Origin of the sequence: Rhizobium sp. CC1099 (genome assembly GCF_029714385.1) — a bacterium.
Lineage (GTDB): Bacteria > Pseudomonadota > Alphaproteobacteria > Rhizobiales > Rhizobiaceae > Rhizobium.
In genome coordinates this window covers 3703266-3716858 of sequence record NZ_CP121641.1, presented here as the reverse complement: position 1 = coordinate 3716858, position 13593 = coordinate 3703266, and the positions used below count along the sequence as shown (strand labels likewise).

Sequence of the window (13593 nt, the reverse complement as noted above, 5' to 3'; positions counted from 1 at the left end):
GGAAAGGCTTCCGCGTTCTGTCAGATCGCGCAGGTCTTTTCTGCCCTTGGTTCGGACGCATAGTACTGCGACTATTCAAATGACCGGTGCAGGTGCGTGTGCCGTGCCAGTTCCTGCTGCCGGAAAGGCCGACTGCTCGATCTTCGCTGCCAGTGGATGCAAATGCAACTCGCGCGGATTGAAGGTTTCGAGGTAGGCCTCGGACCGTCCGATATAAACCATGGTGGAATCGGATAGCGTCGCCAGCAGCGCCATCAGGGTTGATTGCCATTCCGGCTCAAGGCCTTCCAGCACTTCGTCGAAGATGATCCAGCGCGGCCGGGCCAGCAGCAAGCGGGCAAAGCCGATCCCCTTCTGCTCATCGGAGTCGAGCATCTTATCCCAGCGGGCCCGCGTATCGAGACGCGCAATAAGGTGGCTAAGGCCGGCTTTCTGGAGCGCTGCTTCGACGTCCTCGCTGTTGTAGGTGTCCACCGGTTCCGGGAAGGACAGCGCTTCGCGCAACGTGCCACCGGGCACATAGGCTACTTCTGGAACGAAAACCATGCCGTCGGCGGGCGGCAGCCCTATCTTGCCGCTGCCGCAGGGCCAGAGCCCTGCAAGCGCCTGGAACAGCAGCTTGCGGTTCACATTATGATCGCCGTTGATCATGACCTTCTCGCCGGCTCTGATCGTGACATCCGTCTCGCGGACGGCAAAGCCGCCGCACAGATCGATCTCTTCGCCGAGCTTGGCGGCGATCATGAGGTTCTTGAGGGTCAGCGTATCTGCGTTATCCTCGTAGGTGATCGCATTCTTCGGATTGATGGGTTCGTCCATGCCGTGCAAGGCATGGCGGAAATCGGTCACGCGCATCAGCGTGGCGCGCCACTCGGCGATCGCGGCGAAATTGGCAACATACCAGCGCAGGGCGGTATTCACCTGGTTGAAGGCGCCGACGGACATCATCAGTTCGCCGAAGGTCAGGCTGCCTGAAAAATAGGCGGGAGCCGCGACGATGATCGGGACGACGATGACCAGCCAGCCGTAACCGGCCGAAACCCAGGTGAGGTTGGTGCTAGCCATGGTCAGCCGCTTCAGGATGGCAAGTACCGAAGTGATATCCTCATTGATCCGCCGGCGTTCGTTTTCCTCGCCGCGGGCCACGGTAATCGCCGGCATGTTCTCGTTGGCATGCATCAGCGAAAAGCGAAGCTCCGCTTCCTTGGAGAAGCGGTCGGCATTCAAGATCACCAGCTTGCGGCCGACGATCTGGCTGAGAATCGACGCGGATGCCGCATAGAAGATCGCGGCCCAGACCATATAGCCCGGAATGGCAAAGGCGTAGGTGCGAAAATGGAAGACGAAGCCGCTCGAAAGCTCCCAGAGAACGCCGATGAAACTGACGAGCAGGATTGTCGACTGGATGAGGCCGAGCGTGAGGCCGGTCGTGCTTTCTGCAAGGTTGCGGGCGTCTTCATGCAGCCGCTGATCCGGGTTGACCCCGATCAGGCCGGTTGAGGCGAGACGCAGCGCACGCTTGCGCTTCAGCCAGTGATCCACGAGGTCGCGGGTCAGCCCTTCGCGCATATAAAGCGCGGTCATCAGGTTGAGCCACGCCTGGCCGACGTTCATGAGCAATAGCGAACCGGCAATCAACGCGAAGACCTGGAGCTGATGGAAGAATTCGCCGACGTCGCGGCGCTGCAGGGAATCGTAGAACGGCGCGTTCCAGCGGTTCAGAATGACCTGGCCATAGGCCGTCGCCAGGATCACCGCGAGCAAGATCGAGGCGAGAAGCAGAATCTTTCCGCGGACCTTGGAATCCCAGAATGCCGCAAACATCAGTTTCAGGCGGTATCCGAGGCTCAGATCGTAACCTACTCTATCCTGCCCTTGAATGCTCGGCCTGCCTTCGACGTCGTCTGCCATTATGTCCTTCCATGCGGACCATGATGATGCTTGATTAACATGGTGACGCGCCCTGTCCATCAACAGATTCTACCAGTCATTAACGCGTGAGTTACCTTGGTTCAACGCGCCCCTTCAGAATTGCGATTGATTCGCGTGGGCTCCGGCGCTATTTAGTGTTCTCCGTGGTGATTTGGCCGGCCGGCTTGCAGCCACGTTAAATAAGTCGCTAAAGGGCCGCGTGCGGACCGGTAGCGATTCTTTCGCCGCCGGTTTTTTATTTGCCGGTGCCTTTTGTTTTGTTGAGTGACCGCAATGCCCATCAAGATCCCCGATACTCTGCCCGCTTTCGAGACCCTCGTTCATGAGGGCGTGCGGGTGATGACCGAAACGGCGGCGATCCGTCAGGATATCCGCCCTTTGCAGATCGGGCTTCTCAATCTCATGCCGAACAAGGTCAAGACGGAGTTGCAGATGGCGCGCCTTGTGGGCGCCTCGCCGCTTCAGGTGGAGCTCTCGCTGATCCGCATTGGCAACCATAGGGCCAAGAACACGTCCGAAGACCACCTGCTTGCTTTCTACCAGACCTGGGAGGAGGTAAGGCATCGCAAATTCGACGGCTTCATCATTACTGGCGCACCGATCGAAACTCTGCCTTACGAGGACGTGACCTATTGGACGGAGATGAAGAAGATCTTGGATTGGACCGAGACGAACGTTCATTCGAGCATGAATGTCTGCTGGGGCGCAATGGCGGCGATCTACCATTTCCACAAGGTTCCGAAATACGAGCTGAAGGAAAAGGCGTTCGGCGTCTATCGCCATAAGAACCTCAAGCCTTCATCCGTCTACCTCAATGGCTTTTCCGATAACTTCGAAGTGCCGGTTTCGCGCTGGACCGAGGTCCGGCGCGCCGATATCGACAAGTCCTCAAGCCTCGAAATCCTCATGGAATCCGACGAGATGGGCGTGTGTCTCGTGCACGAGAAAAAAGGCAAGCGGCTCTACATGTTCAATCATGTGGAATACGATTCCACATCGCTTTCCGACGAATATTTCCGCGACGTGAATGCCGGCGTGCCGATCAAGATGCCGCATAACTATTTCCCGCATAACGATCCGTCGCTCGCACCGCAGAACCGCTGGCGCAGCCATGCGCATCTGCTCTTTGGCAATTGGATCAACGAAATCTACCAGACGACGCCCTATAATCTCGACGAAATCGGTACAAAAATCTGAACTGCAGCCGCCGCTGACCTCGTTGCGGCGGCGTTTCTTTTTTGGTGTTTGACGGTTGCGGTCCTCAACAAATGGAGGCAGGTTCGCGGGCCTGAAACGAACACAGATTTGGGATGGCGAACTATGTCGGAAAAGCTCGAACGGGAAGTTTTCGGGACGACGAAAGACGGCGAAACCGTCTATCGCGTCGAGATCAAGGGCGGCGGCCTTACAGCCAAGATCATGACTTGGGGGGCAGTCATCCAGGATCTGCGGCTCGACGGCCATGATGCGCCTCTCCTGCTTGGCTTCGACGACTTTGCCAGCTATCCCTCCCATTCCTCCTATTTTGGTGCAACGCCCGGCCGCTGTGCCAACCGCATCGGCGGTGGCAAGTTTACCCTCGACGGCAAGGCCTATCAGCTCGAGCTCAATGAAAAGGGCGTTTCGCATCTGCACGGCGGCAGCGACAATATCGCCAAGCGCAACTGGACGATTGTCGAGCACGATGCCGACCGTGTCGTCTTGAAGATCGTCGACCCGGACGGTCGCGCAGGCTATCCAGGCAACTGCACGGTCCAAGCGACTTACCGTGTGCATGGCCATGGCGAATTCTCGGTCGTCTACGAGACGACCACCGACCAGCCGACGCTCGCCAATCTTTGCCAGCACGCCTATTTCAATCTCGACGGCCGCGAAGATGCGCTCGGCCACGATATCATGATCGCTGCCGATCATTATCTACCGACTGACGAGAAACAAATCCCGACCGGCGAGATCCGCCAGGTCGAAGGCACGGTCTTCGACTTCCGCGAAATGGCCCCGATGAAGCGGTTCGATGACGGCGAGCAGGCGTTTTACGACCACAATTTCTGCCTTTCGACGGAACGCACGGCCAAGCGCTCCGTCGTACTGGCACGCAGCGTCAACTCCGGTGTCTCGCTGGAGGTTAGAACCACCGAACCGGGCATACAGTTCTATGCCGGTTTCAAGCTCGACGTTGCGGTCGCGGGCATCGGGGGGCGGAAATACGGGCCCTTCGCCGGCTTCTGCCTCGAAACGCAGGTTTGGCCGGATGCGATCAATCACGAGGGCTTTCCGAATGCGGTGCTGCGCCCAGGCGAGGTGCTGCGGCAGGAAACGGATTACATCTTCACGAGAAGCTGATCTTCGCGGACATTCGATCACTCATAAACCTTCGTGCCGCCACGAGGGTTTTTATCTTTGCGGCAGAGATTCAGCTTGAAAAGTGGTTCTAAATAGGTTCTATGGTTAATCCATGGATAGAACCAGTCTGGTAGCGGAGCTCAATGCCCGCGGTCTGCGCGACGAAACGATGACGGGACCGCTCTACAAGCGGCTGGCACTGGCGTTGACCGGCCTCATTCAGGAAGGCCTTCTCAAGCCGGGTGCAGCCCTTCCCGGAGAGCGCGATCTCGCCGAAGCTCTGAAGCTCGGCCGCGTGACGGTGCGAACCGCCTATCGTGATCTGATGGCATCCGGCGCATTGGAATCGCGTCACGGCAGCGGTACCTTCGTTTCCAGTAAGGTGGAGCGCATGGAGCAGCCGCTCTGGCGTCTTTCGTCTTTCTCGGCCGATATGCGCTCACGCGGCCGTTCGCCGGCGGCAAGGATATTGTCCCGCACGATCAATTCGCCATCGCCGGAAGAATCCTTCCTTCTCGGACTTGGGCAGGATGAGGCCGTTCTGCGCCTGGATCGTCTGCGCCTTGCGGATGGTTTGCCGCTGGCGATCGAGCGGGCGGTTGTGCCGGTCAAGTTCCTCGGCGGCAATGCCGGTGGCGAGGGATCGCTTTATGATGCGCTGGCCGCAAACGGCCACAAGCCGGTGCGTGCTCTGCAGCGGCTGACCGCCGTGACGCTCGATCCTTCATCAGCCTCGATGCTGAATGTAAAGACCGGTGCGCCAGCACTCTTGATCGAACGGATTTCGCGCCTGGAAGACCAGCGCGTCGTTGAATACACCCGTTCGCACTACCGCGGCGATGCCTATGATTTCGTGGCCGAACTGAAAATTGGAGATGACCTATGAGTGAGAACCAGTCGCTGATGCTGCAGGAGGCGGGCCAGTCGCCGGACGTGGTCGCGACGCTCCTTCAAAAGGAGAAGCCGGTTTTTGCCGAAATCGCCAAGCTGTTTTCCTCGGTTCGCCCGAGCGTGGTGACGACGGCAGCGCGTGGCTCTTCGGACCATGCCGCAACCTTCTTCAAATATCTCTTCGAGATCACTGCCGGTATTCCCGTCGCTTCCGTCGGCCCATCGATCGCTTCCGTCTATGGTGCGGCTCTACAGTTGAAGGATGGTGTTCACTTCACGGTTTCGCAATCCGGCGCCAGCCCGGATATCGTTGCCCTTCAGGATGCTGCCAAGCGTGGCGGCGCGACGACGATCGCCGTTGTGAACGTCACCGACAGCCCGCTTGCAAAGCAGGCAGATATCGTTCTGGACCTCAATGCAGGTGCGGAAAAGAGTGTTGCTGCGACGAAGTCCTTTATCGCCTCGGTTGCCGCGCTCGCCGGTGTGACGGCTGCGATTGGCGGTACGGCCGATCTGCAAGCCTCATTGGAGAGGTTGCCAGAGGCTCTGTCGGCGACTGCTGGTATCGATACGGCTGCCGCAGAAGACGTGCTCTTCAATGCAACCTCGCTTTATACGGCAGGCCGCGGGCCAGCTTTGGCGATCGCGCTCGAGGCCGCGCTGAAAGCCAAGGAAACGTCCGGCCTTCACGCGGAAGCCTTCTCGCTGGCAGAGCTGATGCATGGCCCGATGCGCCTCGTTCAGCCGGGTTTCCCGATCGTCGCCTTCATGCCCGACGATGCGGCCTATGCCAACAACGTTCAGGCACTCGAGCGATTACAGAAGCTCGGCGCAACGACGGTACCGTTCTCGGCGCAGCCGCTTTCCGGCGTCAATCTGCTCGTGCCGACGACGGGCAACGGCTTACTCGATCCGCTCGTGTCGCTTCTCGTCTACTATCGCCTGATCGAGTCAGTTACGCGCCGCAAGGGTTTCGATCCAGACAAGCCGGCGAACCTGCTCAAAGTCACGGAGACGATATGATACCCCCCAAGATCTTCACCGGTGCCCGGATCTTCGACGGCGAGAGGTTCCATGACGAAAAGGCGCTGATCGTTGCCAATGGCCGGGTCGAGGCCATTGTCTCGTGCAACGACTTGCCCGAAGGCGAGACGATCTTGCTTGACGGCGGTGTGCTTTCGGCAGGTTTCGTCGATGCGCAGGTGAATGGCGGTGGCGGGCGCATGCTGAACGATGAGCCGTCGGCAGCTTCGATGTGTATCATTGCTGACGGTCACCGGCGCTACGGTACGACGGCGCTGCTTCCAACGCTGATCACCGATACGGCAGATGCGACGGCGGCTGCGATCGAGGCCGCAAAGGATGCGGTTAACACCCATCGCGGCGTGGCCGGTCTTCATCTGGAAGGTCCGCATCTGGCGCCCGCCCGCAAAGGCGCGCACCTGGCCGAACTGATGCGCCCGGTCGAAGACAAGGATGTCAAGGCTTTCATCCGCGCCCGTGAGGCGATCGGTACGCTGCTCGTGACGATGGCGGTCGAACAGGTGACGGTCGCTCAAGTTCGCGAACTGAGCGAGGCTGGCATCATCGTCAGCATCGGCCATTCGGATTGTTCGAGCGAAGCTGCAGAAGAGCGTTTCGATGCTGGTGTACGCGGCGTCACCCATCTTTTCAACGCCATGAGCCAGATGGGTCACCGCGCACCCGGTCTGGTTGGCGCGGCAATCGACCATCCGTCGACGTGGTGCGGCATCATCGCCGACGGCCATCATGTCGATCCAAAAGCGCTGCGCACTGCACTTCGCGCCAAGCGCGGGGAGGGCAAGCTCTTCTTCGTGACGGATGCCATGTCGCTGGTTGGCTCCGAAAAGGATAGCTTCATGCTGAACGGTCGCACCGTGCGGCGTGAGAAGGGGGGCTTCTGCTCGAAGCTGGTGCTTTCGGACGGCACACTTGCCGGGTCGGATGTCGATATGGCGTCGACCATCCGCTATGGCGTCACCTATCTTGATCTGACGCTTGCCGAGGCGCTGCGCATGGCAACGCTCTATCCGGCCCGGTTTCTCCGGCTCGATGGTTATGGCCATCTTTCGCCGGGAGCGCGCGCCGACCTCGTGCATCTGACGGATGCGATCGAAGTCACCGCCACGTGGATCGACGGCGAAGCGGCCTGAAGCAAAGGAAATGCCATGACGGCGGTTACGGATGCCTATTTCTCCAATCTGATCGGCCGTCTCGAGGCTTTGAAGAAAAGCCTTGCCGAACCCATGGCGAAGGCCGCAGCAGTCATTCTCGATGCGGCGCGTCATGACAAGCGCGTTTACGTCTTCGGCACGGGCCATTCGCATATGCTGGCCGAGGAGGTGCATTATCGCGCCGGCGGTCTTGCGTTCACCGTGCCGGTTCTCATCGGCTCCGCGATGCTGCATGAGGGGGCGGTCATCAGCTCGGTCTATGAACGCACGCAAGGCCTCGTTCGGCCGGTGCTGGAGCGCTACGGCATGCAGCCAGGCGACGTCATCATTATTGCTTCGAACTCGGGTGTGAATGCCGCACCAATCGAGGCCGCGGACTATGGCCGCGAGATCGGCGCCAAGGTGATCGCTGTTACCTCGGTTGCCTATTCGAGCGCGATTGCCAATGGCCGCCGCCGGCTCGTGGATATCGCCGATGTCGTGCTGGATAACGGCCTGCCGCCCGGCGATGCCGTGCTCGATCTGGCTGGAAGCGGTCTCAAGGTGGGCCCGGTGTCGACGGCTGTCGGCGCAACAGTGCTGAACGCAATCTTCGCTGAAGTTGCGTCAGTGCTTTCGAAGTCCGGCGACGCACCAGTCTATCTCAGCGCCAACATGCCGGGAGCTGCGGAGGTCAATCAGCGGCTGGTGAAAAAATACCGGCCGCGCAACCCGCATCTGTAATCAAAACAGAAAGGCCGGCGTTAGGCCGGCCTTTCTGTTTGATATGCCAAAGGATCAATCCTTGGCGCGTTCGACGTAGGAGTTGTCTTCCGTTGCGATAACGACGCGCGTGCCCGCGTTGATATGCGGCGGCACCAGGGTGCGCACGCCGTTCGAAAGCATCGCTGGCTTATAGGAGGACGACGCCGTCTGGCCCTTGACGACCGGTTCCGTCTCGGTGATCTCGAGCGTGACGTGACGCGGCAGCTCGAGTGCCAGCGGGATGCCTTCATGCATCGACAGAATGCAGGTCATGCCTTCCTGGAGGTAGGCCTTCTGGTCGCCCATTGTTTCGTTGTCGACGACAACCTGATCGTAGGTCGCCGGGTTCATGAAGTGGAAACCTTCGCCGTCTTCATAGAGATACTGGAAGTTCACATCCTCAACGAAGGCGCGCTCGACCTGCTCGGTCGTGCGCCAGCGCTCGGCAACCTTTACGCCGTCCACGATGCGGCGCATGTCGACCTGGGTGACCGGCGTACCCTTGCCGGGGTGAAAGTTCTGCGCGGTGAGAACGACGTAAAGTTTGCCGTCTACGTCGAGAACGTTGCCCTTGCGGACCGAAGAGGCGATGACCTTGACCATAAGACTTCCTTGTAACTCGGCTTTTGGCGTCGTAGAGGGATTGTCTGGATGGTCCCGATGACGCCAATTGTTTTTCGTTGGGGCGCAACTAACCTAAAATCCGGCAAAACGCCAGCCCTCGCGTTGGCGAGCCTGGTGATGAAAGCTGAGAATGAACCTTACCAGCGCCAAAGCGTCTCCTTGGTGGACCCCCAGCGTCCACGCGGACCGCCGCCCCTTCCTGATTGGGCGGAACGCGATCCAGGCGGCGCTGCGCGGCTACTTCGCGCGCGAGGATTTCATCGAGGTAGATACTGCGACGCTGCAGGTTTCGCCCGGCAACGAGGCACATCTGCACGCTTTTGCAACCGAGGCGCTGACGACGGACGGGCAGGCGACATCCTTCTACCTGCACACCTCACCGGAATTTGCCTGCAAGAAGCTGCTCGCCGCCGGTGAGCAGCGCATCGCCTGCTTCGCGCATGTCTATCGCAACCGCGAACGCGGCCCATTCCATCATCCCGAATTCACGATGCTGGAATGGTATCGCGCCGGCGAAAGCTATGAAACGCTGATGATGGACTGCGTGCGGATTCTGGCGCTAGCCGCCGAAACCGTGAAGACGCCAAAGCTGACCTATCGGGGCGCTGAAACCGACCCCTTCGCCGGACCTGAACGCATCAGCGTCGCAGAGGCGTTCGAGCGCTATGCGGGCATCGACCTGTTGGCGTCGGTCGCCGCCGATGGTTCGACGGATCGAGAATATCTGGCTTCCGAACTACGCCGGAACGGCATGCGCGTCTCGGCCGACGACGGCTGGGCGGACCTCTTCAGCCGCGTCCTGGTTGAAAAGATAGAACCCCACCTCGGTTTCGGCCGCGTGACCATTCTGGATGAGTACCCGGTTTGCGAAGCGGCACTCGCCCGTCCCTCGGCACGCGATCCGCGGGTTGCGGAGCGTTTCGAGCTCTATGCCTGCGGCGTTGAACTGGCGAACGGCTTCGGCGAACTCACCAATGCGACAGAACAACGCCGCCGCTTTGAGCTCGAGATGGCAGAAAAAGCGCGCGTCTATGGCGAACGCTACCCGATCGACGAGGATTTCCTCGATGCGCTTTCGATCATGCCCGAGGCAAGCGGCATCGCGCTCGGCTTCGACCGGCTGGTCATGCTGGCGACAGGAGCCTCGCGCATCGATCAGGTGCTGTGGGCGCCGGTTGCGGAGTATCGCTGATGAATATTGTCCGGCCGATCAAAAGTGTCGTTGACCTGTCGAAAGCCAGGTTGTTGGCCGATCGCGACCGGCTGGCACTGGAAGAGGTCGCTGCACGATATGCGATCGCCCTGACGCCGACCGTCGCTAAGCTGATCGATCGAGCCGACGTCGACGATCCGATCGCGCGTCAGTTCGTGCCAGATGCGGCCGAGCTTGTCGTAACACCTGAAGAGCGCGCCGACCCGATCGGTGATCATTCGCACAGCCCGGTTGAAGGCATTGTGCATCGCTATCCGGATCGCGTGCTGCTGAAGGCCGTGCATGTCTGTCCGGTCTATTGCCGCTTCTGCTTCAGGCGGGAGATGGTCGGTCCTCAAGGTCTCGGTACGCTCGATCCGACGGCGATGATGGCTGCTTTCGACTATATCCGCAGCCATCCGGAGATTTGGGAGGTGATCCTTACAGGCGGCGATCCGCTCGTCCTTTCGCCGCGACGGCTGGAAGAGATCATGCGGGAGCTTGCGGCCATCGATCACGTGAAGATCGTCCGGTTCCATACACGCGTGCCTGTTGTCGATCCGCAGAGGATCGATGCGACGTTGATCGCCGCGTTGAAAGCGAGCGGCAAGACGACTTATATAGCGCTGCATGCCAACCATCCGCGCGAAATGACGATCGAAGCCCGTGCAGCCTGTGGCCGGCTCATCGATGCCGGGATCGTCATGATCAGTCAGTCCGTGCTTTTGAAGGGCGTCAACGACGATGCCGGCGTTCTGGCGGACCTGATGAAGACCTTCGTCGAGACGCGCATCAAGCCTTACTACTTGCATCATCCCGATCTGGCGCCCGGCACCAGCCATTTCCGGCTGACGATCGAAGAAGGCCAGAAGATCGTTTCTTCGCTGCGCGGCCGCATCTCAGGCCTTTGTCAGCCCACCTATATCCTTGATATCCCAGGTGGCCACGGAAAGGCAGTGATTGGCGAAAATTCTGTCCGGAAGACGGCGGATGGCTGTTTTTCCGTGTTGGATTACCATGGCGTAGAGCATTGCTACCCGCCTTCCGAGTGACGTGAAGACACGTGGCGTATCATTTCTGCACTTTCAGCCTGGACACCAATCTTGGCGCCTGAGACAGGAGTAACGCCTAAGTGTCTGTCAAGAAAAAGATAAAGGCCATCGAGGCAAGGTACTCCCTAAAATTTTAACTGCGAGTCTTCCTCATATTTAACCAGACAAGTTAGCGGAATGTTTTGTTTTCCGGCCTAAAAGAACGCTCATGATGAAGGCGATAAATCGCCACTCGGGATCATGACAATCTTGGAGGTTGCTAAGGATGAACAAGACTATCCGCGAACTGCTCGCCAAATTCGGCAAGCTTCCTGTTTCGATCGATCAGCTAGCCGACGATGCCGATCTCTATGCGGCCGGCCTGACATCCTTTGCTTCCGTGCAGCTCATGCTTGGCATCGAAGAAGCCTTCGATATCGAATTCCCGGACAATCTCCTCAATCGCAAGTCCTTTGCCAGCATCTCCGCGATCGAAAAGACCGTCGATATCATCAAGGACAACCGGAAGGTCGCGTGATGAACTTTCCGGTCAAGATCACGGAACAGAGTTTTACCGTCAGAACGGCGCGCGTTGCCGAGATCGCCGCGAAATATGCCGACGCCGTCGACGCCGAAGGCCGCTTTCCATGCGAGGCCGTCGATGCGATGAAAGCCGAGCGCCTGCTCAGCATTCAAGTGCCGCTCCACCTGGGTGGCGAGGGGGCTTCGACGACCGAAGTCGCCGAACTCTGCTCCGTTCTTGGCCAGGCTTGCGCCGCAAGTGCGATGGTCTTCGCCATGCACCACATCAAGCTTTCAAGCTTGGTCGAGCACGGCACCGAAAGTGAATGGCATGCGGGCTTCATGCGGCGCATCGCCGCCGAGCAGCTTTTGATCGCATCGGCGACGACCGAAGGCGGGATCGGCGGCAATCTGCGCAACAGCATCTGCGCCATCGAGGTCAGCGGCGACAGCTGCCGTCTCGAAAAGGACGCGACCGTGATCTCCTACGGCTCGCATGCCGATGCGATCCTCATAACCTCTCGCAGCCATCCGGACGCAGCACCCTCGGATCAGGTCCTGACGGCGTTTCTCAAGGACCAGTACACACTTGAGCGCACGCATGTCTGGAACACGCTGGGCATGCGCGGCACCTGCTCCGACGGCTTCCTCTTCAAGGGGCAAGCGCCTGCCGTTCAGATCCTGCCGAAGCCTTTCGCCGAAATCGCCGCACAGTCGATGCTCGCTTCGTCGCATCTGCTGTGGAGCGGCGTCTGGTATGGCATTGCGGTCGACGCCGTCTCCCGCGCTCAGGCCTTCGTGCGTGCCGCCGCCCGTAAATCTCCTGGTGTTCCGCCCCCCGGTGCGCTGCGGCTCGCCGAAGTCTCCACTCTGCTGCAGATGGTGAAGTCGAACGTCGTGGCGGGTCTCAAGGCTTACGAAGATGCCAAGTCCGACCCGGACAAGCTTTCCTCGATGGGCTTTGCGGTGGCCATGAACAACGTGAAGATCGCTTCGTCGGAAACGATCCTGGAGATCGTCAACCACGCCATGCTGATCTGCGGCATCGTGGGCTACAAGAACGGTACGCCCTTCAGCCTTGGCCGGCATTTGCGCGACGCTCATTCCGCACAGCTCATGATCTCGAATGACCGCATCCTCGGCAACACGTCGAGCATGCTTCTCGTCCACAAGCAGGACACTAGCCTACTGGGGTGACAGTCATGGATATGCAGACCTCGTTTCTAGACCGGCTCTTCGAATCCGGTCTACTGATCGATACCGGCGTCGACGGTCTTTATGGCCGTAGCGGACAGTTCGAAGACGTGATCACCGCCTTCGAGCGCCTGATCGACAAGTTCGGCGGTGCGGATGGCGCAGAAGCCATGCGCTTCCCGCCGGGCATGAACCGCGCGCTTTTCGAAAAGAGCGGCTACATGAAAAGCTTCCCGCAGCTTGCGGGCACCGTCCACAGTTTCTGCGGCAGTGAACTCGATCACATGAACCTGCTGCAGTGCATGGAAGTCGGCGACGACTGGACGAAGGGCCAGGAAGCAACGGATATCGTGCTGACGCCGGCCGCCTGCTATCCGCTTTATCCGACAATCGCCAAGCGGGGCAATCTGCCTGCGAAGGGCGGCCTCTTCGACCTGCAGTCCTATTGCTTTCGTCATGAACCGTCGAAGGATCCCGCCCGCCAGCAGCTTTTCCGCATGCGCGAATATGTCTGCATGGGCACCGAAAGCCATGTGACCGACTTCCGTCAGCGCTGGATGGATCGCGGCGTCGAGATGATGAAGGAGCTCGGCCTCGAAGTCGTCATCGACGTCGCCAACGATCCATTTTTCGGCCGAGGCGGCAAGATGATGGTCAACAACCAGCGTGATCAGAACCTGAAGTTCGAGCTGCTGATCCCGATCACGTCGGCTGCCAAGCCGACAGCCTGCATGAGCTTTAACTATCATCAGGACTCCTTCGGCCAGAAGTGGGACCTGAACCTTGAGGACGGCAGCGTCGCGCACACTGCATGCGTCGGCTTCGGTCTCGAGCGCATCGCGCTTGCGCTGTTCCATCATCACGGGCTCGACGTGACGGAATGGCCTGCGAATGTGCGCAAGACCCTGTGGGGCTGAGCGGTTCG

At 59.5% G+C, this 13593-nt stretch carries 13 protein-coding genes and 1 riboswitch; of the genes, 11 read left to right on the top strand and 2 right to left on the bottom strand.

What is annotated here, in order from left to right; translation table 11 throughout:
- Positions 1-75 precede the first annotated feature (75 nt).
- A complete protein-coding gene (locus tag QA644_RS18555; protein WP_283069928.1) occupies positions 76-1911 on the bottom strand; it encodes an ABC transporter ATP-binding protein/permease in 1836 nt (611 codons plus the stop codon).
- A gap of 154 nt (positions 1912-2065) precedes the next feature.
- A riboswitch (SAM riboswitch) is annotated at positions 2066-2143 on the top strand.
- 62 nt (positions 2144-2205) lie between these two features.
- On the opposite strand from QA644_RS18555, the gene metA reads away from it, so the two are divergent.
- The 6 genes from metA (at position 2206) to QA644_RS18525 (ending at position 8084) form a co-directional block, all read left to right on the top strand.
- Positions 2206-3129, top strand: a complete 924-nt coding sequence (gene metA, locus QA644_RS18550) for a homoserine O-succinyltransferase (RefSeq protein ID WP_039846449.1) — start codon at positions 2206-2208, stop codon at positions 3127-3129.
- 123 nt (positions 3130-3252) lie between these two features.
- Complete coding sequence (locus QA644_RS18545; RefSeq protein ID WP_283069926.1) at positions 3253-4275, top strand: aldose epimerase family protein; 1023 nt, start codon at positions 3253-3255, stop codon at positions 4273-4275.
- 112 nt (positions 4276-4387) lie between these two features.
- Positions 4388-5161: a GntR family transcriptional regulator gene (locus QA644_RS18540; RefSeq protein ID WP_074070003.1), complete on the top strand. Its 774-nt coding sequence runs from the start codon at positions 4388-4390 to the stop codon at positions 5159-5161.
- Complete coding sequence (locus QA644_RS18535) at positions 5158-6189, top strand: SIS domain-containing protein (protein ID WP_283069925.1); 1032 nt, start codon at positions 5158-5160, stop codon at positions 6187-6189. The genes QA644_RS18540 and QA644_RS18535 overlap by 4 nt, the downstream gene beginning before the upstream one ends.
- Positions 6189-7340: an N-acetylglucosamine-6-phosphate deacetylase gene (gene nagA, locus QA644_RS18530; RefSeq protein WP_283072413.1), complete on the top strand. Its 1152-nt coding sequence runs from the start codon at positions 6189-6191 to the stop codon at positions 7338-7340. The genes QA644_RS18535 and nagA overlap by 1 nt, the downstream gene beginning before the upstream one ends.
- A gap of 15 nt (positions 7341-7355) precedes the next feature.
- Complete coding sequence (locus QA644_RS18525; protein ID WP_283069924.1) at positions 7356-8084, top strand: SIS domain-containing protein; 729 nt, start codon at positions 7356-7358, stop codon at positions 8082-8084.
- Between the two features lie 54 nt (positions 8085-8138).
- On the opposite strand, the gene efp is transcribed toward QA644_RS18525, so the two are convergent.
- Positions 8139-8708, bottom strand: coding sequence for an elongation factor P (gene efp / locus QA644_RS18520; RefSeq protein WP_239596486.1), 570 nt, complete (start codon positions 8706-8708; stop codon positions 8139-8141).
- Between the two features lie 151 nt (positions 8709-8859).
- Between efp and epmA the strand changes: the two genes are divergently transcribed.
- The 5 genes from epmA (at position 8860) to QA644_RS18495 (ending at position 13585) form a co-directional block, all read left to right on the top strand.
- Positions 8860-9921, top strand: coding sequence for an EF-P lysine aminoacylase EpmA (gene epmA, locus QA644_RS18515; protein ID WP_239596488.1), 1062 nt, complete (start codon positions 8860-8862; stop codon positions 9919-9921).
- Positions 9921-10973 (top strand): lysine-2,3-aminomutase-like protein, encoded by a 1053-nt coding sequence (locus QA644_RS18510; RefSeq protein ID WP_283069921.1) that lies wholly within the window; start codon positions 9921-9923, stop codon positions 10971-10973. Before epmA ends, QA644_RS18510 begins: the two co-directional genes overlap by 1 nt.
- Positions 10974-11238: 265 nt before the next feature.
- A complete protein-coding gene (locus QA644_RS18505; RefSeq protein WP_022717455.1) occupies positions 11239-11490 on the top strand; it encodes an acyl carrier protein in 252 nt (83 codons plus the stop codon).
- Positions 11490-12671 (top strand): acyl-CoA dehydrogenase family protein, encoded by a 1182-nt coding sequence (locus tag QA644_RS18500; RefSeq protein ID WP_283072412.1) that lies wholly within the window; start codon positions 11490-11492, stop codon positions 12669-12671. Before QA644_RS18505 ends, QA644_RS18500 begins: the two co-directional genes overlap by 1 nt.
- A gap of 5 nt (positions 12672-12676) precedes the next feature.
- Positions 12677-13585 (top strand): amino acid--[acyl-carrier-protein] ligase, encoded by a 909-nt coding sequence (locus QA644_RS18495; protein ID WP_239596490.1) that lies wholly within the window; start codon positions 12677-12679, stop codon positions 13583-13585.
- The last annotated feature ends 8 nt before the right edge of the window (positions 13586-13593 follow it).